A 16,396-nucleotide genomic window follows, 5' to 3' on the forward strand; every position below is an offset into this window, starting at 1 on the left:
CGCTTGCTGCTCACCGTCGACGTCGGCAACACGAACATCGTCCTGGGTCTCTGGTCCGGCCAGTCACTGGCCGGCGACTGGCGCATGCGCACGGACGCGCGCATCACGGCCGACGAGCTGGCGTTGACGGTGCGCGGTTTGCTGGGCCCGCACGCGGATTCGGTGACGGGCATCAGCGCGTTGTCGACGGTGCCGGCGGTGCTGCGCGAACTGCGCGTGATGCTGGCGCGGTACTACGCGGACGTCCCGAAGATCGTGGTGGAGCCGGGCGTGCGCACGGGCGTGGCGCTGCTGGTGGACAACCCGAAGGAGGTGGGCGCGGACCGCCTGGCGAACACGCTGGCCGCGCACCACCTCCACAGTGGAACGGCGTGCGTGGTGGTCGACTTCGGCACATCGACCAACGTGGACGCGATTTCGGCCCGCGGCGAGTTCCTGGGCGGTGCGTTCGCCCCGGGGATCGAGATTTCGGTGGACGCACTGGCGTTGCGCGCGGCGGCGTTGCGGAAGGTCGAGCTGGTCCCGCCGCGGTCGGTGATCGGCAAGAACACCGTGGAGTGCCTGCAGTCGGGGATCTTGTACGGGTTCGCGGGGCAGGTCGACGGGCTGGTGCGGCGGATCGTCCGGGAGCTGTCGCCGGGCGGGACGGAACCGGTCGCGGTGCTGGCGACGGGGGGCTTGGCGCCGCTGGTGATCAGCGAGTCGGAGACGATCACGGATCACGTCCCGGATTTGACGTTGCTCGGTTTACGGTTGGTCTACGAGCGCAACATCCGGGCTTAGGTTCCGATCGCGTCGACGAGCATGCGGACGAGCTGCTCGCCGTCGACGCCCCACTTTTCCGTGGCCAGGTGGCCGGTGAGTTCGAGCCCGGCGATGCCGTGCGCGCTCGACATCAGCAAAGCGCCGTAGCGACGGGCGTCGGCCGGCCCGACCAGACCGGCGACGACGTCGAGGTACTGCTTCTCGACGCGGCTCGCGGCGGCGACGGCGTCCGGGTCGTCCGCGGGGGTGCTGAACATCAAGGCGTAGAGGTGCGGTTGCCGCCGGCCGAGCCCGATGAGCGCCAGCAGCGCTCGTTCGAGCGTCTCGGCCGGGGTGGCGTCCGGGGCGGCGCGCAGGTGTTCGACCTTGTCGGCGACGGAGTTCCAGGCGTCGACGGCGAGCTGGGTCAGCAGGTGCGCTTTGTCTTCGAAGTGGCCGTACGGCGCGCCGCGCGAGACGCCGGCGCGAGCGCCCACCGCACGAAGCGTCACCGCGTCGGGCCCGCCTTCGTCGAGTAGCTCGGCCGCGGCGCGCACCAGGGCGCCCCGGGTCGCTGCCGCGCTCTCCGCTCGCGTCACCATGGTTGACATTGTCACATGAGTTCTGGACAGTGGTTCATATGACAACGTCACATGAACTGATGGTCGTCACCGGCGCTTCGACGGGATTGGGTGCGGCGACCACCCGCGCGCTCGCTGCTCGCGGCTACCACGTCTTGGCGGGCGTCCGCCGGGAAGCGGACGCCGTTCAAGCTGACGGCATCTCGCCGGTGATCCTGGACATCACGCGGCCTTCGGACATCGCTTCGCTCGCTTCACGCGTGTCTGCGTCGGGGCTTCCGTTGCGAGCCCTGATCAACAACGCGGGCATTTCGGTGAACGCGCCGGTCGAGACGCTGCCGCTCGACGAGTGGCGGCGGCTGTTCGAAGTGAACTTGTTCGGGCACGTCGCCGTGACGCAGGCCCTGCTGCCGTTCCTGCACCGCAGCGGCGGCCGGATCGTGAACATCAGCTCGGTGGGCGGAAAGGTCGCCATGGCGACTTACGGTCCGTACGCGGGAACGAAGTTCGCGCTCGAGGCGGTCAGTGACGCGCTTCGCCGGGAGCTCGCGCCGCACGGCGTGGAAGTGGTCGTGGTCGAGCCGGGCGCGGTGCGGACGGAGATGGGTGCGCGCGGCGCGGCCACCGCCACCGGGCTCGCTTCGAAGATGAGCGCGGAGCACCAACGGCGGTACGGCGGGCTGGTCGAGGCCGTCGTCGCTCATTCGTTGCGGTTCACCGGGGCGGGGATGCCGGCGGAGAAGGCCGCCCGGACCGTGGCCCGGGCGGCCACGACCCGGCGGCCGCGCACGCGGTACGCCATCGGGCGGGACGCGGGGTTGTTGACGCGGTTGGTGCGCGTGCTGCCGGATCGGGTGCTCGACCGGGTTACCGCGGCGACTCTGCGGCCGTACTTTCCGCAGTGAGCCGGCGCCGTTCGAGTACGTAGCCGAGTGCCGTCACCGCCAGCGCCGGGAACGCTGCCGCGGCCTGCGGAAACTTCTTCGTCCCCGGCGGGTCCACCGCCTTCGCACCCGGGTAAGCCAACGCCGAAATCTGCGTCAGCCAGTACAACGACGCCAGCACGGCCCCGGCGTCGAGCCCGGCGCGGGTCGGCCGGCGCCACAGCTGCCACAGACTCGTGGCACCCAGCGCCAACCCGAGGCTCATCGTCTGCCCGTTGTGGAACTTCGCGTGCGGCGGCCAAGCGGGGTTGAACACGTGCGTTTCATTCCAATCGGCACGGTACGGACCGACAGCCGTCACGAGGGATGTCAGCGAGATCAGTGCTCGCCCCAACGATTTCCTGCTCATCCCCGCAGTATCGAACCTCCAGCTTGATCGAGGTCAATGCAGCAGTTTCAACCCCACCACACCCGCCACGATCAACCCCAGGCAAGTGAGCCGGGCCGCCGTCGCGGAGTCGCCCAGCACGACCATCCCGTACAGCGCCGTGCCGATCGTGCCGATGCCCACCCACACCGCGTACCCCGTCCCCAACGGAATTTCCCGCAGCGCGTACCCCAGCCCGCTCATGCTCAGCACCAGCGCGACGACGAACGTCGCCACCGAAGCCGGCTTGAAGAACCCCTTGAGCGCCGCCGCCCAGACCGTTTCCAGGATTCCGGACACCACCAACACCAACCAGGACATGACAACCCTTTCGCAGTGCCTGCACACTGCGCCGTCTTGTCCTGACCGGGTACGACGCGCTCGTCCGGGACGTCCGGGTGACGTCCCTTCCGAAGCTAGCACGACAAAAAATGTCCTACCGGCGCCGGGCGCGCAGTACCCACGTCAGCAACGGCAGGTCGAACTCGCCGCTCGCCGTCGCCGGATTCGACGCCAGGAACTCGCGCAAGGTCGTCAACAGCGCCGACGACTCCTCCGGCGAAGACACGATCACCTTCGAATACGTCGCGATCGTTTCCAGGAGGCTCTCCGCCGTCCGGCGTTGCACATGGCGAAACCGGTCGCTTTCGAACGGTTCGAACCCCGGGTGCGCCACCTCACGCAAATCTTCGGTCCGGGCGGGCTTGCGCGTCCCTTCGCGGCCGAGCGCGGTGAACTTCGCCACCCACGGCACCGATTCGTCTTCGTAGTTCCACATCGGCACGAGCACGCCGCCCGGGCGCAGCACGCGGGCGATCTCCGTCATCGCCGGCGGCACGTCGAACCAATGGAACGCCTGGCCGACGAAAACCGCGTCGACGTCGGCGTCGGGCAACGGGATCCGTTCCGCACGGCCCGCCAGCGACGTCGCCGACGGCACCACTCTCCCCAGTTCGGCGCGCATTTCCGGGTCGGGTTCGACCGCCGTGACGTCGAGCCCGAGTTCGGCGAGGCCGAGGGTGAGCTTGCCGGTTCCGGCGCCCAGGTCCAGTACGCGCCGCGGTGCCTCGCGAGCGCCCGAAAGACCCCATTCGATCGCTTCCCGCGGGTAACCGGGCCGGTGCTCGGCGTACGCGGCGGCGCGGCTGCCGAACGAAGCCGCCCGGCGGGCGCGTCCAGGATCACTCACCCGGCCCAGGTTAATGGACGGAAAGGAAAGGTAATCCGGTTGGCGTAGCGCGCGGCCGGGTTCGTACCCTATGGGCCATGACCGAAAACCCCGCTTCCACCAGCGTGCCCGCCGAAGACGAACTGCCCGAGCAGATGCGGGTGCGCCGGGAGAAGCGCGACCGGATCCTCGCCGAGGGTATCGATCCCTACCCGGTCGAGGTACCCCGGACGCACTCGCTCGCCGAGGTGCGGGCGGCGCACGAGGGGCTGCCCGTCGACACCGCCACCGGCGAGACCGTCGGCGTCACCGGCCGGGTGATGTTCCTGCGCAACACGGGCAAGCTGTGCTTCGCGAGCCTTCGCGAGGGCGACGGCACCGAGCTGCAGGCCATGATCAGCCTGGCGAAGGTCGGCGAGGACGCGCTGGCGGCGTGGAAGTCCGACGTCGACCTCGGCGACCACGTCTTCGTGCAGGGTGAGGTCATCACCTCGAAGCGCGGCGAGCTGTCCGTGATGGCCGACGCGTGGCGCATCACGTCGAAGGCGCTGCGCCCGCTGCCCAACGCCTTCAAGGACCTGGCCGAGGAGACGCGGATCCGCCAGCGCTACGTCGACCTCATCATGCGCCCGAAGGCGCGGGACGTCGTGCGCACGCGCGCCGGCGTGGTCCGGTCGCTGCGGGAGTCGTTCCACCGCCGCGGGTTCACCGAGGTCGAGACGCCGATGCTGCAGACGCTGCACGGCGGCGCCGCGGCCCGCCCGTTCGTCACGCGCTCGAACGCGTTCGACATGGAGCTGTTCCTGCGGATCGCGCCGGAGCTCTACCTCAAGCGCTGCGTCGTCGGCGGCATCGAAAAGGTCTTCGAGATCAACCGCAACTTCCGGAACGAGGGCAGTGACTCCTCGCACTCGCCGGAGTTCGCGATGCTCGAGTACTACGAGGCGTACGCCACGTACGACACGAATGCGGTGATGACCCGCGAGCTGATCCAGGAGGCCGCGCAGGCGGTGCTGGACACCCAGGTCGTCACGCTGCCCGACGGTTCGGAGTACGACCTCTCCGGCGAATGGACCACACTCGGAATGTACGAGTCGTTGTCCGATTCGCTCGGCGAAGAGGTGACGCCGGAGACGCCCGCCGCCAAACTGTACGGATTCGCGCAGGCCAGGGGCCTGGAAGTCGATCCGAAGCTCGGCCACGGCAAGCTGGTCGAGGAACTGTGGGAACACCTCGTCGGAGATCACCTGCACGCCCCCACGTTTGTGCGTGATTTTCCGCTGGAGACGTCGCCATTGACGAGGCAGCACCGCTCGCGGCCCGGCGTCGCCGAGAAGTGGGACCTCTACGTGCGCGGATTCGAACTCGCCACCGGATACTCCGAGCTGGTCGATCCGGTCGTCGAACGGGAACGGCTCACCGAACAGTCCCTGCTGGCCGCGCAGGGCGATAGCGAAGCCATGCGCCTTGACGAGGATTTCCTGCGTGCCCTGGAGTACGGAATGCCGCCCAGCGGCGGTGTCGGAATGGGGATCGACCGGCTCCTGATGGCGCTGACCGGTCTCGGTATCCGGGAGACGATCCTCTTCCCGCTCGTGCGACCCGAATAACCCGGCCGTGTTGGTTATCCATATGAGATTTGCGCTGTCCTCCGGAAGCGGGTACTAATGTTCTAGACAAAGTCTTCTGTCCGGGGCTCGCCCCGTAACCAGATCATTGCGCAAGTCCCCGCAGGAGGAATCGGATGGCACAGAAGGTGCTCGTCTCGCTGGTCGACGACCTGGACGGCAGCGAGGCGGAAGAGACCGTCGAGTTCGGTTTGGACGGCGTCAGCTACCAGATCGACCTCTCTTCGGAAAACGCCGAGGAGCTGCGGGACGCACTCGCCCAGTACGTCGAGCACGCGCGTCGCGCCGGTGGCCGCAAGCGCGCTTCCGTGCGTCCGGTCGCGGGTAAGGGCCCGTCGCGTCCGGCCGCCGTCGACCGCGAGCAGAACCAGGCCATTCGCGCGTGGGCGCGCAAGAACGGTTACGCGGTTTCGGACCGGGGGCGGATCCCGTCCGAGGTCGTCGACGCCTACCACAAGAAGAACTGAGGACCCTTCCGCCGGTCCGGGTGCACGCAGGTCACCGGGCCGGCCGGAAACTCCTCGAAGCGGGGTACAGCCGAGGCCGCCGGGCGAATTCGCCCGGCGGCTTTCTTCATGTCCGATCGCTGTCCGGTGTCCGTTCGCTGTCCGGTCGGGACGCCCGGGCGTACTCCGCGGGAGGCTGACCCGTGACGGCGCGGAAATCGCGGATGAAGTGCGACTGGTCGCTATAGCCCAGCCGAACCGCCAGTCCGGCGTAATCCGGCTCACCTTCGGTGGCGATCCGCTGCGCGGCGTCGTTGAGGCGGTATATCCGGATCGCCCACTTGGGGGTGCAGCCGACGTGTTCGGCGAACAACCGCTGGACGGACCGGGTGGTTAGTCCAGTATCCGCGCACAGTTGCGCCACCCGGGTAATTCCCGGGTCCCGCGCGATTGATTCCACGGCCTCGGCGGCCCGCCGCGCGGCCGGCGAGAGCTCGACGAGATTTGCGATCAGCAAGTTGTCGATCGCGCGGACCATTTGCGCGTCGTCCGCCGCGTTCTGCACCGATTCCGCGGCGTCGATCGCCTTCGGTCCGAAAACGTCCGCGAGCGGGACAGCGCGATCGGTGATGTCACTCACCGGGGCGCCGAGGAACGCGCGGAAGCAGCCGGGCCGGAAACGCACCCCCAAGCCTTGGACACGGCCTTCGAGGCGGTGGGAAAAGACGTCGTGCATCGGGCCGTGGACGCCGGACGCGGTGGGGAAGAACGTCGCGTGCACCGCGAGGTTCGGCAGGACGCGCTGGTCGTGGGCCGGTTTGCCGCGCAGGTCCCAGTGCAGCACCCAGTGGTAGTCGACGAATTCCGCGAGTTCGGGCGCCGGTGCGTACCGGTTCAGCGTGAACATGGTGCGCGCGGTGGCCTCGGCCACGATGCCGCGCGGGATCCGGTGCTCGCCCACGCGCCCACGGTAGCTGTCGCGTTCGTTCAAGACGCCCCGGCGGCGCCCGGATTGGATCGCGGGATGAACGCCTCGCTCATCCGGCCCGCCGCGGCCGAGTTCCTCCGGGTCGCCGCCGCGCTGGACGATTTGACCGCCCCGACGCCGTGTGCGGGTTTTGACGTCCGGGGGTTGCTCAACCACCTCTTGTACTGGGGGCCGTGGCTCGTGGCTGCGGGTCGTCGTGAGGACCCTCCTTCGGCTGCTTCGGCCGGGCTCGTGACGGAGGACTGGCGGGCGGCGCTGGACAAGCAGACGGAGACGCTGGTGGACGTGTTCGAGACGCCGTCGGCTTGGGAGGGCACGACGGCGTTGGGTTCCTCGCCGCTCCCGGCGGCGGTGGTCGGCGACATGGTGCTGGGGGAGTTCGTCCTGCACGGGTGGGATTTGGCCCGGGCGAGCGGCCAGTCGCCCCGGTCCTCGGTCGACGCGGCGATGGCGGTGTACGAGTCCGCGGTGGCCATGGGTGAGCAGGCGCGGTCGATGGGCGTTTACGGGCCGGTTGTTCCGGTGCCGGGGGACGCGTCGCTGTTGGAGCGGGCTCTCGGCGCCTCCGGGCGGGACCCGGCCTGGACGCCCTGACCACTTGTCCACAGGGTGGCTCGGATGTGGACAGCTTCGGCGTTCGGGCGCCGATCGGCCGGTTTTGTCGGGGGCCGCCGATAGACTGGGTCGGGGACGCCCCCCAGGGACGGGCGGAGACTGTCTGGTGGCCGGAGGGGGCCGCAGGGGCCCGGCAAAGCCGGCGTTCCGGGTCGCCGAAGCGAAGCCCGAGTGACTTGAATGAGTCATTCAGGACGTCCGAAGACCTGAATGACTCATTCAAGACGTTGGGCGGGGCCGCCCGTCGCGGACTTGCCGGAACCCTGCCAGGGACGGGCGGGGGCTGTCTGAGGGGCCTGGGGGCTACCGGGCGCAGGTGCGCGGGCAGCCGTCGCACTCGGACTCGGCCGGCAGCAAGTACGAAAAACAGCAGCTCTCGCGCCGCCGGGTCCACTCTCGGTGGCCGTCCGCACCCTCCGCCAACCGCAAAGTCGATGCCGACGTCAACGGCGGGTACCGCGCATCCAAAACCAACGCCGCGTCCGCCACCCCCGCGCCCTCGGCCTCCGGTGTCCCACCTTGGCGGCCCGCCCACCACAGCGAGTTCTCCAGCGCGTCCGTCGCCGCCGCCCACAGCGTTCGGCGGCCTAGCCTGCTCGCCGGTGCGTACGCCCGGACGAACGCTGCCGCGTGGGCCAGGTAGCGCGCCCGCAGCACCGCCGCCAGTGCTCGCTCGTCGCGGACCACCGTGGCCTCCGGGCGGGCCGAACCCGGGTCCGTCGGGAGGCAGTGGAACTCGTCACCCAGCACCGCCATGCCGTCCGGGTGGGGGCGGTCGTCCGCCAGGCGGAACGCCAGCTCCGCGGGCTTCAGCGACGGCACCCGCCGCTCGTGGTGCAGCAGCAGCGCCCCCACGTACGCCGGGACGTGCAGGTACCACGTCAGCACCCAGCTGGCCGTCGTACTGGCCGGTGCCGAGGAGTGCTCGCGCAGCAGCCAGTCGCCCAGCAGCGCGCGCCACTCGTCGAAGTTCGCCGGGGTCTCCAGCAGCTCCGAGCAGCGGATCCAGCCCGCCGGGACGTCGCGGCGCAGCTCGGTGCGTTCCTGCAGGCCGGAGACCCGCAGGAGCGACGACGCGAGGCCGTCGCCGACCTCGCGCGCGTCACGGAAGGACCGCTGCTGGTTCAACCGCGGCCCTCCTTCAAGCCGTAGGTATTAGGCGTGCCTAACCTTACAGGCCCACGGCCACTGCGCCAATCGGGTGGCGATGAAAAGGGGTACTCCCAGGTTGCGGACTGTTCGCGGTGAGCGGACACCGCGCGAACGGCGGAATCCGGGTGGCCGCCCGCACGTTGGGGTTGACGTAAAGGTGCAGGGCAACCTGAAGATGGAAGCACCCGGAAGACCCCACGTCCGGGTGCGGAAAAGGCCACGAAGAGCCCCAGTGGTACGCCAGCGCGACCAGTTGGCTACTAGAGTGGTCTCACGGTGCTGAATCCATCGCGGTGAAAGCACGATGGAAACGGGCCGCCGGCGCAGCAGTCGAGGGAGTGCACATGTTTGAGAGGTTCACCGACCGCGCGAGGCGGGTGGTCGTCCTGGCTCAAGAAGAGGCCAGGATGCTCAACCACAACTACATCGGCACCGAGCACATCCTCCTGGGTCTGATCCACGAGGGTGAGGGTGTCGCCGCCAAGGCGCTGGAGTCGCTGGGCATCGCCCTGGAGGGCGTGCGCCAGCAGGTCGAAGAGATCATCGGCCAGGGCCAGCAGGCGCCGAGCGGGCACATCCCGTTCACGCCGCGGGCGAAGAAGGTGCTGGAGCTCTCGCTGCGCGAGGCGCTGCAGCTCGGCCACAACTACATCGGCACCGAGCACATCCTGCTGGGCCTGATCCGCGAGGGCGAAGGCGTCGCCGCGCAGGTCCTGGTCAAGCTCGGTGCGGACCTGAACCGCGTCCGCCAGCAGGTGCTCCAGCTGCTGTCCGGCTACCAGGGCAAGGAGTCCACCGAGACCGGTTCCGGCGGCCGCGGTGAGGGCACCCCGTCGTCGTCGCTGGTCCTGGACCAGTTCGGCCGCAACATGACCGTGCTGGCCCGCGAGGGCAAGCTCGACCCGGTCATCGGGCGCGGCAAGGAGATCGAGCGGGTCATGCAGGTGCTGTCCCGCCGGACCAAGAACAACCCGGTGCTCATCGGCGAGCCCGGCGTCGGCAAGACCGCCGTCGTCGAGGGCCTCGCGCAGAGCATCGTCAAGGGCGAGGTGCCCGAGACGCTCAAGGACAAGCAGCTCTACACGCTGGACCTGGGCTCCCTGGTCGCCGGCTCCCGCTACCGCGGTGACTTCGAAGAGCGCCTGAAGAAGGTGCTCAAGGAGATCAAGACCCGCGGCGACATCATCCTGTTCATCGACGAGCTGCACACGCTGGTCGGGGCGGGTGCCGCCGAGGGCGCGATCGACGCGGCTTCGATCCTGAAGCCGATGCTCGCCCGCGGTGAGCTGCAGACGATCGGTGCGACCACGCTCGAGGAGTACCGCAAGTACATCGAGAAGGACGCCGCCCTCGAGCGCCGGTTCCAGCCGATCCAGGTCGGCGAGCCGTCGCTGGAGCACACGATCGAGATCCTCAAGGGCCTGCGCGACCGGTACGAGGCGCACCACCGCGTCTCGATCACCGACTCGGCGCTGGTCGCCGCCGCGACCCTGGCGGACCGGTACATCAACGACCGGTTCCTCCCGGACAAGGCGATCGACCTGATCGACGAGGCCGGCGCCCGGATGCGCATCCGCCGGATGACCGCGCCGCCGGACCTGCGCGAGTTCGACGAGAAGATCGCGAACGTCCGCCGCGACAAGGAGTCCGCGATCGACGCGCAGGACTTCGAGCGGGCCGCCCGCCTGCGTGACGAGGAGAAGACGCTCCTCGGCCAGAAGGGCGAGCGGGAGAAGCAGTGGAAGGACGGCGACCTCGACGTCGTCGCCGAGGTCGACGACGAGCAGATCGCGGAGGTGCTGGCCAACTGGACCGGCATCCCGGTGTTCAAGCTGACCGAGGAGGAGACCACCCGGCTGCTGCGCATGGAGGACGAACTCCACAAGCGCATCATCGGCCAGGAGGACGCGGTCAAGGCCGTCTCGCAGGCGATCCGCCGTACGCGTGCCGGTCTGAAGGACCCGAAGCGCCCGTCGGGCTCGTTCATCTTCGCCGGCCCGTCCGGTGTCGGTAAGACCGAGCTGTCGAAGGCACTGGCCTCGTTCCTGTTCGGCGAGGACGACGCGCTCATCCAGATCGACATGGGTGAGTTCCACGACCGCTACACCGCTTCGCGGCTCTTCGGTGCCCCTCCGGGCTACGTGGGCTACGAAGAGGGCGGCCAGCTGACGGAGAAGGTGCGTCGCAAGCCGTTCTCGGTGGTCCTGTTCGACGAGATCGAGAAGGCGCACCAGGAGATCTACAACACGCTCCTGCAGGTGCTGGAGGACGGCCGCCTGACCGACGGTCAGGGCCGCACGGTCGACTTCAAGAACACGGTCCTCATCTTCACGTCCAACCTGGGCACGTCGGACATCTCGAAGTCCGTCTCGCTCGGGTTCGCCGGGTCCAACGACACCGGCACCCGGTACGAGAAGATGAAGCAGAAGGTCAACGAGGAAATGAAGAAGCATTTCCGCCCGGAGTTCCTGAACCGGATCGATGACATCATCGTGTTCCACCAGCTGACGCAGGACCAGATCATCATGATGGTCGACCTGATGATCGGCCGCGTCGAGACCCAGCTGCGCGCGAAGGACATGGAGCTGGAGCTCACGGCGAAGGCCAAGTCCCTCCTGGCGAAGCGCGGCTTCGACCCGGTGCTGGGCGCGCGGCCGCTGCGCCGCACGATCCAGCGCGAGATCGAGGACCAGCTGTCGGAGAAGATCCTGTTCGGCGAGGTCGAGCCGGGTCAGATCATCCTGGTCGACGTCGAAGGCTGGAGCGGCAACCCCGAGGACAAGGACGACCAGGCCCGGTTCACCTTCCGCGGTGAGCGCAAGCCGTCGTCGGTCCCGGACGCCCCGCCGGTCAGCATCGGCGCGGGCCACGAGGAGCAGGGCGGCGAAGCCGAAGGCGAGTGATCGTCGCGTAGTACGTCCGAAGGGCGGTTCCCCGGTTGGGGGGCCGCCCTTCGGCTTTGAGGCGCTTCGACCTTGCGTGGCCTGGACTCCCTGCCGAACATCTGGCGGGATCCGGTTATAAGGCGTACATTATAGTGGCTGGATGGATTGGGAGATCGAACTTCACGACGAGGTCGACCAGTGGTTCGTGGACCTGTGCCGGGAAGATCCGATCTCCGCAGACCGGGTCGAAGAGGCGATCGACTTGCTCGCCCGTGAGGGTCCTCGCCTCGGGCGTCCGCTGGTCGACCGGGTGAAGGGCTCGGACCTGCACAACCTGAAGGAGCTGCGACCTGCGTCCGCGGGAAGCAGCGAAATCAGGATCCTGTTCGCTTTCGACCCCGTCCGGCGCGCGTTGCTCCTGGTCGCCGGCGACAAGGCCGGAAACTGGAAAGGCTGGTACGACCGGAACATCCCGATCGCGGAGCGACGGTTTCGCGATCACCTGCGGCACGGAGAGGAGCACTGACGAGATGAGCCGGACCTGGAAAGAAGTGAAGGCGGGCAAGGCGGCCGTCGACCGGTCGACCGGCCGGGACGTCGACGCTGCTCGTAGTGCCGCGCGCGAGGCCACCGAGGCCTACGTGCTCGGGTTTCGCCTGGCTCAGCTCCGCGAGGACGCCGGCATCAGCCAGACCGAGCTCGCTAAGCGGATGGGCGTCAGTCAGCCCCGGATCAGCCAGCTCGAGCAGGGTGATCCCGGCCAGATGGAGCTGGACACCCTTCGCCGCTACATCACGGCGCTCGGCGGGCGGATGCGGGTCGTCGCGGACTTCGATGATCACGACGTCACCGTCTCGGCCGCCGAGCGGGACGTCTGCGCCTGAGCGAGGCCACCTCTCCGGCCCGTGAGACGATGCCTGCGGGGCTTGGGAGGGAACCGCCGTGGACGTGCTGTCGATCGACTTCGGGACTTCCAGCACGGTCGGGGTCCTCTCCGCTCTCGGGCGCGCGCCGCGGGCTGTTGAGGTCGATGGGTCCGTCACCATGTCCTCCGCCGTCTTCGTCGGCGATGACGGCCTCCTCATCGTCGGCCGGGACGCTGAACGGCGGGCGCGGCTCGATCCGAGCCGCTTCGAACCCAATCCCAAGCGCCGCATCGATGAGGGCACCCTCGATCTCGGCGGCGCGAAAGTCGACGTCACCGATGCCTTCGCCGCCGTTCTGCGGCGGCTCGGCGAGGAAGCCGAACGGCAGCTCGGCCGCCCTCCCGGGCAGACGCGGATCTCGCACCCCGCCGGCTGGGGCGCCACGCGGCAGGACGCCGTCCGGACCGCTGCCGCCAAGGCCGGCTTCGCCGATGTCCGGCTGATCCCGGAACCCGTTGCCGCCGCCGCGCACTACGCCAGCATCGGTCACCGGCTCGCCGGGCCCATCGGTGTCTACGACCTCGGGGCCGGCACCTTCGACTGCGCCGTCGTCGGTGTCACGCGGCAAGGCTTCGTCGTGCTCGCTGAAGACGGCCTGTCCGACCTCGGCAGCCTCGACATCGACCAGGCGCTGCTCGTCCACATCGGACGGTCCGTCTCACACGCCGATCCCGCGCAGTGGCAACGGCTCCTCCGCCCACAGTCCACTGCGGACCGTCGCACCCGGCGCGCGTTGCTGCAGGACGTCCGTGACGCCAAGGAAAGCCTTTCCCGCCACACCCAGACCCACGTGCCGATGCCCGAGCCGTTCGGCGACGTCCTGGTCAGCCGCGACGAGCTCGAAGCGCTCGTGCGGCCCAGCCTGCTCCGCAGCGCCGAATTGCTCGGCGCGACGATCCGGCGGGCCGGGCTGAGCCCCGCGCAGCTCGCCGGTGTCTACCTCGTCGGCGGGCCGAGCCGGATGCCGTTGCTGGCCACGCTGTTGGCGCGCCAGCTCGGCGTCACGCCGACCACGCAGGACCAGCCCGAGACCGCCGTGGCCTTCGGGCTGCACCACGTCCCGCTCGACGCCGTCGACGATCGCACCCTGCCCGCCTTCGCGCCGGTCCGCCCGCCCGTCGCGCCGCCGCGACCCCAGGCGTGGCAACAACAACCGGTCCGGCACGCGCCGCCGCCGCCGGAGCGCCGGGGCACCAACCCGTGGCTCGTCGCGCTGGTGGTGCTCGCCGCCGTCACGGTTGTCGTCACCGTCGTGGTCCTGGTCAGCCAGGGCTGACTCACCAGGCCTTGCCGAGCCGCATGCCCTCGTCGTACCAGTCGTCGTCCGCGACCGGGCCGGCCGGCGGTGCCTCGGGCGCGGCGTCCGAAGACCGGTCCTTCAGCACGACGTCGTCCGGTGCGGAAGCAGCGGAAACCGGAGCAGCAGGAACAGGAACGGAAGGCGGCTCGAACTGCATCCGCCAGCGCAGCCGGTCCATCAGGTAGCCGCCGGTGCCGACCTGCGCCAGCAGCTGCCCGGTCCGCTTCGCCGACTCCCGCTGCGCGTCGACGTACGTCCGCAGCACGGCGTCCGCGATCTCGGCCGGCGCCATCCCCGAGACGGCGTCGGTGAGCCGCAGCCGGGTCAGCACGCCGTCGGTGTTGACCGACAGCGAAACGGCGCCGTCGTCCGACGTCGCCGTCGCGGACAGCTCGGACAGCTCGGTCAGGAGGGCGTCGCGGTCAACCACCCAGCCTCCCGGCGTGCGTGGCGCCGCTCGACACCTGCCCGTCCGGCGCGATGTCGACGTTCGCGTCGCGCACGTTCTTCTCGGTCTGACGCGAAGTGTGGTCGGTTTCGAAGTTCGACGGGTCGAAGCTCGACCCCGGGCTGACGTCCGGCGCGTCGGGGATCTTCGGCAGGTCCACGGCTTCGTCGCCGATGCGGTTCGCGAGCGTGTGGGCCGCTTCGCCGGCGGCGTCGCGGATCTTGCCCGCGCTGTCCATGAAGCTGCTGTACAGGTCCATGGCGTTGTCGCCCTTGATCTCCGCCTGGTTGGCCACCATCGCGGTGATCGCGCCGCCCGCGGCGTTGCCGGCGACCAGCGCGCCGTTGGCGGCGGTGAAGATCGAAGCGCCCGCCGCCGCGCCGGCGCCGCCGGTGGCCACCGCGAGCAGGCCGGTGACCGCGCCCGCGAACGTCGCCGCGAGCACCTTCGACCCGGCCGCCGCGCGCTTGCGGTCCTGCTCCTTCTTGTAGTCCTCCGCCGTCTGCTTGAACGTGGTGCCGAGGCTGTTCAGGTCGTCCCGGGCCGACGCGATGGCCTCGCGCGCCGCGACGACACCGCTTTCCAGCACGGTGATCTTGGTTTCGACCTGGGTGAAGGTGTCGGCCAGATCGTTGAGGTACGCCTTGACGGCGTTCGCCGCCGAGCCGCGCCACACCTCGAGGAACTGCCGGGCGTCGTCGAGCTTCGGCTTCGAGTCGCGCTGCAGGTCCTTCCAGACGGCGTCGTGGTTCATGATCAGGTGCTGCAGGCCCGACGTCGACTCGTGGTCGATGTCGGCGTCGGAGAACTCGCGGTAGACCCCGGCGATCTCGTCCTGCATCTTCCGGACGTTCTCGTTGGAGTCGTCGAAGCCGAAGAGCAGGAAGTCGGTCGTCCGCAGGACGTCGATGGCGTCGAGCGCGTCGTTCGCGCCGCTCTTCAGGTCCTCGGAGATCCCCTCGAGGAGCTCGGCGCGGCGGTCCTCCCCGCTGGACATCGGTTCGGCGTCGAGGCCGGTGTCGAAGTAGCCGTCCATGGTTCCCTCAGTTCGCTTCCAGGCCCGCGGCCGCGCGGTTGACGTGCTGCTTCGAGTCCTCGTCGGCCTTTTCGTACAGTTCCGCGACCCGCATCAGCGCGTGGCTGGTGTCCGCGGTGGTCTGGTGCAGCCGCGCGACCAGCCGCTGGATCTTCGCCAGGTGGTCGTTGTAGGCCTTGGCGACCTCCGGCATCCCCAGTGACCGGCCGAAGGCGTTGTGCGCGGGCAGCATTCCGGTGATGCCGCCGAAGAGCCCGCCACCGTCCGACGAAACGGGCACGTCGCTCCCGCGCAGACCACTCGACGCGGCTTCGGCGGCGTCGGCGGCACCGGCCAGCGCGCGAGCGGAGTCGCGGAGATCCTGCAGGTCGGTCTCGAACCCGATCATCGTTCACCTCTTCTTCCGGGCAGGCGTCCGGACATGTAAACACCGTTCGGCCGCCCGCCATGGGGATTCGGAGGTGGTGTGCGTCAGATCACGATCATGATCAATGCTCCGCGCCCGCGGTGACGGCCAAGTCCTCCGCCGTCCGCAAAGCCGTGTCCGCCAAAGCTTCCAGCGCGTCCGCGATCCGGTCCACGCTCAGCGACGGCGCCGCCTTGCCGGACGCCGCGACCTGCTCCGGGCTGAACGGCACGTGCACGAACCCGCCGCGCACACCCGGGAACTCGGTCAGCAAGTGCATCAGCCCGTAGAAAACCTGATTGCACACATACGTCCCCGCCGTGTGGGACACCGAGGCCGGCACGCCCGCCGAGCGGATCGCCGCCACGCACGCCTTCACCGGCAGCGTCGTGAAGTACGCCGCCGGGCCGTCCGGGACCACCGGGACGTCCACCGGCTGCGCGCCCGCGTTGTCCGGGATGCGCGCGTCGATCAGGTTGATCGCGACGCGTTCCGGGGTCACCTCGAGCCGGCCACCCGCCTGCCCGACGCACACCACGAGCGACGGCCGGTGCTCTTCGAGAGAAGCGCGCAACGCGGGCAGGGACGCGGCGAACTCGCACGGCAGCTCGACCGCCGCGATGTCGTCCCGGCGCGCGGCCAGCAGTGAAACCGCCTGCCACGACGGGTTCACGGACTCGCCGCCGAACGGCGCGAACCCCGTCATCAGCACCTTCGCCACACCCACCTCCGAAACGCCGTGAAGGCCACCCTACGACCGCA

The 16,396-nt window shown here is 69.3% G+C and carries 18 protein-coding genes, 1 pseudogene and 1 riboswitch; of the genes and pseudogenes, 9 read left to right on the plus strand and 10 right to left on the minus strand.

Going from position 1 to position 16,396, the window contains the following annotated elements; all coding sequences use genetic code 11:
* The first annotated feature begins 3 nt into the window (after positions 1-3).
* The gene (locus tag ACIQWX_RS08880; protein ID WP_400867415.1) at positions 4-783 is read left to right on the plus strand and encodes a type III pantothenate kinase; all 780 of its coding nucleotides are present in this window, start codon (positions 4-6) and stop codon (positions 781-783) included.
* Here ACIQWX_RS08880 and ACIQWX_RS08885 read toward each other — a convergent pair.
* Positions 780-1,346 (minus strand): TetR/AcrR family transcriptional regulator, encoded by a 567-nt coding sequence (locus ACIQWX_RS08885; protein ID WP_400867417.1) that lies wholly within the window; start codon positions 1,344-1,346, stop codon positions 780-782. The genes ACIQWX_RS08880 and ACIQWX_RS08885 overlap by 4 nt on opposite strands.
* A gap of 38 nt (positions 1,347-1,384) precedes the next feature.
* Here ACIQWX_RS08885 and ACIQWX_RS08890 point away from each other — a divergent pair, with 38 nt between their 5' ends.
* Positions 1,385-2,230 carry an SDR family NAD(P)-dependent oxidoreductase gene (locus ACIQWX_RS08890; protein WP_400867419.1) on the plus strand — a complete coding sequence of 282 codons (846 nt, stop codon included), beginning with the start codon at positions 1,385-1,387 and terminating at the stop codon, positions 2,228-2,230.
* Here the strand turns inward: ACIQWX_RS08890 and ACIQWX_RS08895 are convergent.
* The 3 genes from ACIQWX_RS08895 to ACIQWX_RS08905 form a co-directional block, all read right to left on the minus strand.
* On the minus strand, positions 2,193-2,618 hold the full coding sequence (locus tag ACIQWX_RS08895) for a DUF6640 family protein (protein WP_400867421.1): 426 nt from the start codon (positions 2,616-2,618) through the stop codon (positions 2,193-2,195). The genes ACIQWX_RS08890 and ACIQWX_RS08895 overlap by 38 nt on opposite strands.
* Positions 2,619-2,651: 33 nt before the next feature.
* On the minus strand, positions 2,652-2,957 hold the full coding sequence (locus tag ACIQWX_RS08900) for a DMT family transporter (RefSeq protein WP_400867423.1): 306 nt from the start codon (positions 2,955-2,957) through the stop codon (positions 2,652-2,654).
* Between the two features lie 25 nt (positions 2,958-2,982).
* Positions 2,983-3,046, minus strand: a riboswitch (guanidine-III (ykkC-III) riboswitch).
* A gap of 26 nt (positions 3,047-3,072) precedes the next feature.
* Positions 3,073-3,825 (minus strand): methyltransferase domain-containing protein, encoded by a 753-nt coding sequence (locus ACIQWX_RS08905; protein WP_400867425.1) that lies wholly within the window; start codon positions 3,823-3,825, stop codon positions 3,073-3,075.
* Between the two features lie 77 nt (positions 3,826-3,902).
* Between ACIQWX_RS08905 and lysS the strand changes: the two genes are divergently transcribed.
* Positions 3,903-5,414 (plus strand): lysine--tRNA ligase, encoded by a 1,512-nt coding sequence (gene lysS, locus ACIQWX_RS08910; protein ID WP_400867427.1) that lies wholly within the window; start codon positions 3,903-3,905, stop codon positions 5,412-5,414.
* Between the two features lie 134 nt (positions 5,415-5,548).
* On the plus strand, positions 5,549-5,899 hold the full coding sequence (locus tag ACIQWX_RS08915) for an Lsr2 family protein (RefSeq protein ID WP_086674451.1): 351 nt from the start codon (positions 5,549-5,551) through the stop codon (positions 5,897-5,899).
* A gap of 106 nt (positions 5,900-6,005) precedes the next feature.
* On the opposite strand, the gene ACIQWX_RS08920 is transcribed toward ACIQWX_RS08915, so the two are convergent.
* Positions 6,006-6,839, minus strand: a complete 834-nt coding sequence (locus ACIQWX_RS08920; protein WP_400867430.1) for a DUF6597 domain-containing transcriptional factor — start codon at positions 6,837-6,839, stop codon at positions 6,006-6,008.
* A 63-nt stretch (positions 6,840-6,902) separates the two neighbouring features.
* On the opposite strand from ACIQWX_RS08920, the gene ACIQWX_RS08925 reads away from it, so the two are divergent.
* Positions 6,903-7,460 carry a TIGR03086 family metal-binding protein gene (locus tag ACIQWX_RS08925; protein WP_400867432.1) on the plus strand — a complete coding sequence of 186 codons (558 nt, stop codon included), beginning with the start codon at positions 6,903-6,905 and terminating at the stop codon, positions 7,458-7,460.
* A gap of 324 nt (positions 7,461-7,784) precedes the next feature.
* Here ACIQWX_RS08925 and ACIQWX_RS08930 read toward each other — a convergent pair whose 3' ends face one another.
* Positions 7,785-8,609 carry a (2Fe-2S)-binding protein gene (locus tag ACIQWX_RS08930; protein WP_400867434.1) on the minus strand — a complete coding sequence of 275 codons (825 nt, stop codon included), beginning with the start codon at positions 8,607-8,609 and terminating at the stop codon, positions 7,785-7,787.
* 368 nt (positions 8,610-8,977) lie between these two features.
* On the opposite strand from ACIQWX_RS08930, the gene ACIQWX_RS08935 reads away from it, so the two are divergent.
* The 4 genes and pseudogenes from ACIQWX_RS08935 to ACIQWX_RS08950 form a co-directional block, all read left to right on the plus strand.
* Complete coding sequence (locus ACIQWX_RS08935; RefSeq protein ID WP_400867436.1) at positions 8,978-11,536, plus strand: ATP-dependent Clp protease ATP-binding subunit; 2,559 nt, start codon at positions 8,978-8,980, stop codon at positions 11,534-11,536.
* A 142-nt stretch (positions 11,537-11,678) separates the two neighbouring features.
* The gene (locus tag ACIQWX_RS08940; protein ID WP_400867438.1) at positions 11,679-12,044 is read left to right on the plus strand and encodes a type II toxin-antitoxin system RelE/ParE family toxin; all 366 of its coding nucleotides are present in this window, start codon (positions 11,679-11,681) and stop codon (positions 12,042-12,044) included.
* Between the two features lie 4 nt (positions 12,045-12,048).
* On the plus strand, positions 12,049-12,402 hold the full coding sequence (locus ACIQWX_RS08945) for a helix-turn-helix domain-containing protein (RefSeq protein WP_400867440.1): 354 nt from the start codon (positions 12,049-12,051) through the stop codon (positions 12,400-12,402).
* Between the two features lie 58 nt (positions 12,403-12,460).
* Positions 12,461-13,708: pseudogene (locus tag ACIQWX_RS08950) on the plus strand (Hsp70 family protein); the annotation flags it as partial.
* Between the two features lie 13 nt (positions 13,709-13,721).
* On the opposite strand, the gene ACIQWX_RS08955 reads toward ACIQWX_RS08950, so the two are convergent.
* From ACIQWX_RS08955 to pcp, 4 genes are all read right to left on the minus strand, one after another.
* The gene (locus ACIQWX_RS08955; RefSeq protein WP_400867442.1) at positions 13,722-14,174 is read right to left on the minus strand and encodes a YbaB/EbfC family nucleoid-associated protein; all 453 of its coding nucleotides are present in this window, start codon (positions 14,172-14,174) and stop codon (positions 13,722-13,724) included.
* On the minus strand, positions 14,167-15,228 hold the full coding sequence (locus tag ACIQWX_RS08960; protein WP_400867444.1) for a hypothetical protein: 1,062 nt from the start codon (positions 15,226-15,228) through the stop codon (positions 14,167-14,169). The genes ACIQWX_RS08955 and ACIQWX_RS08960 overlap by 8 nt, the downstream gene beginning before the upstream one ends.
* Before the next feature lie 7 nt (positions 15,229-15,235).
* Positions 15,236-15,616, minus strand: coding sequence for a hypothetical protein (locus tag ACIQWX_RS08965; RefSeq protein ID WP_400867446.1), 381 nt, complete (start codon positions 15,614-15,616; stop codon positions 15,236-15,238).
* Positions 15,617-15,716: 100 nt separating this feature from the next.
* Positions 15,717-16,355, minus strand: a complete 639-nt coding sequence (gene pcp / locus ACIQWX_RS08970; RefSeq protein WP_400867448.1) for a pyroglutamyl-peptidase I — start codon at positions 16,353-16,355, stop codon at positions 15,717-15,719.
* Positions 16,356-16,396: the final 41 nt, after the last annotated feature.

Source organism: Amycolatopsis sp. NPDC098790 (assembly GCF_044759945.1).
Lineage (GTDB): Bacteria > Actinomycetota > Actinomycetes > Mycobacteriales > Pseudonocardiaceae > Amycolatopsis.

Bases quoted from the DNA above. Each gene is read 5' to 3' on its own strand.
- ACIQWX_RS08890 (WP_400867419.1), top strand. From the start codon at position 1,385: ATGACAACGTCACATGAACTGATGGTCGTCACCGGCGCTTCGACGGGA.
- ACIQWX_RS08960 (WP_400867444.1), bottom strand. From the start codon at position 15,228: ATGGACGGCTACTTCGACACCGGCCTCGACGCCGAACCGATGTCCAGC.
- ACIQWX_RS08885 (WP_400867417.1), bottom strand. From the start codon at position 1,346: ATGGTGACGCGAGCGGAGAGCGCGGCAGCGACCCGGGGCGCCCTGGTG.
- ACIQWX_RS08895 (WP_400867421.1), bottom strand. From the start codon at position 2,618: ATGAGCAGGAAATCGTTGGGGCGAGCACTGATCTCGCTGACATCCCTC.
- ACIQWX_RS08940 (WP_400867438.1), top strand. From the start codon at position 11,679: ATGGATTGGGAGATCGAACTTCACGACGAGGTCGACCAGTGGTTCGTG.
- lysS (WP_400867427.1), top strand. From the start codon at position 3,903: ATGACCGAAAACCCCGCTTCCACCAGCGTGCCCGCCGAAGACGAACTG.
- ACIQWX_RS08965 (WP_400867446.1), bottom strand. From the start codon at position 15,616: ATGATCGGGTTCGAGACCGACCTGCAGGATCTCCGCGACTCCGCTCGC.
- ACIQWX_RS08925 (WP_400867432.1), top strand. From the start codon at position 6,903: ATGAACGCCTCGCTCATCCGGCCCGCCGCGGCCGAGTTCCTCCGGGTC.
- ACIQWX_RS08945 (WP_400867440.1), top strand. From the start codon at position 12,049: ATGAGCCGGACCTGGAAAGAAGTGAAGGCGGGCAAGGCGGCCGTCGAC.
- ACIQWX_RS08900 (WP_400867423.1), bottom strand. From the start codon at position 2,957: ATGTCCTGGTTGGTGTTGGTGGTGTCCGGAATCCTGGAAACGGTCTGG.
- ACIQWX_RS08935 (WP_400867436.1), top strand. From the start codon at position 8,978: ATGTTTGAGAGGTTCACCGACCGCGCGAGGCGGGTGGTCGTCCTGGCT.
- ACIQWX_RS08915 (WP_086674451.1), top strand. From the start codon at position 5,549: ATGGCACAGAAGGTGCTCGTCTCGCTGGTCGACGACCTGGACGGCAGC.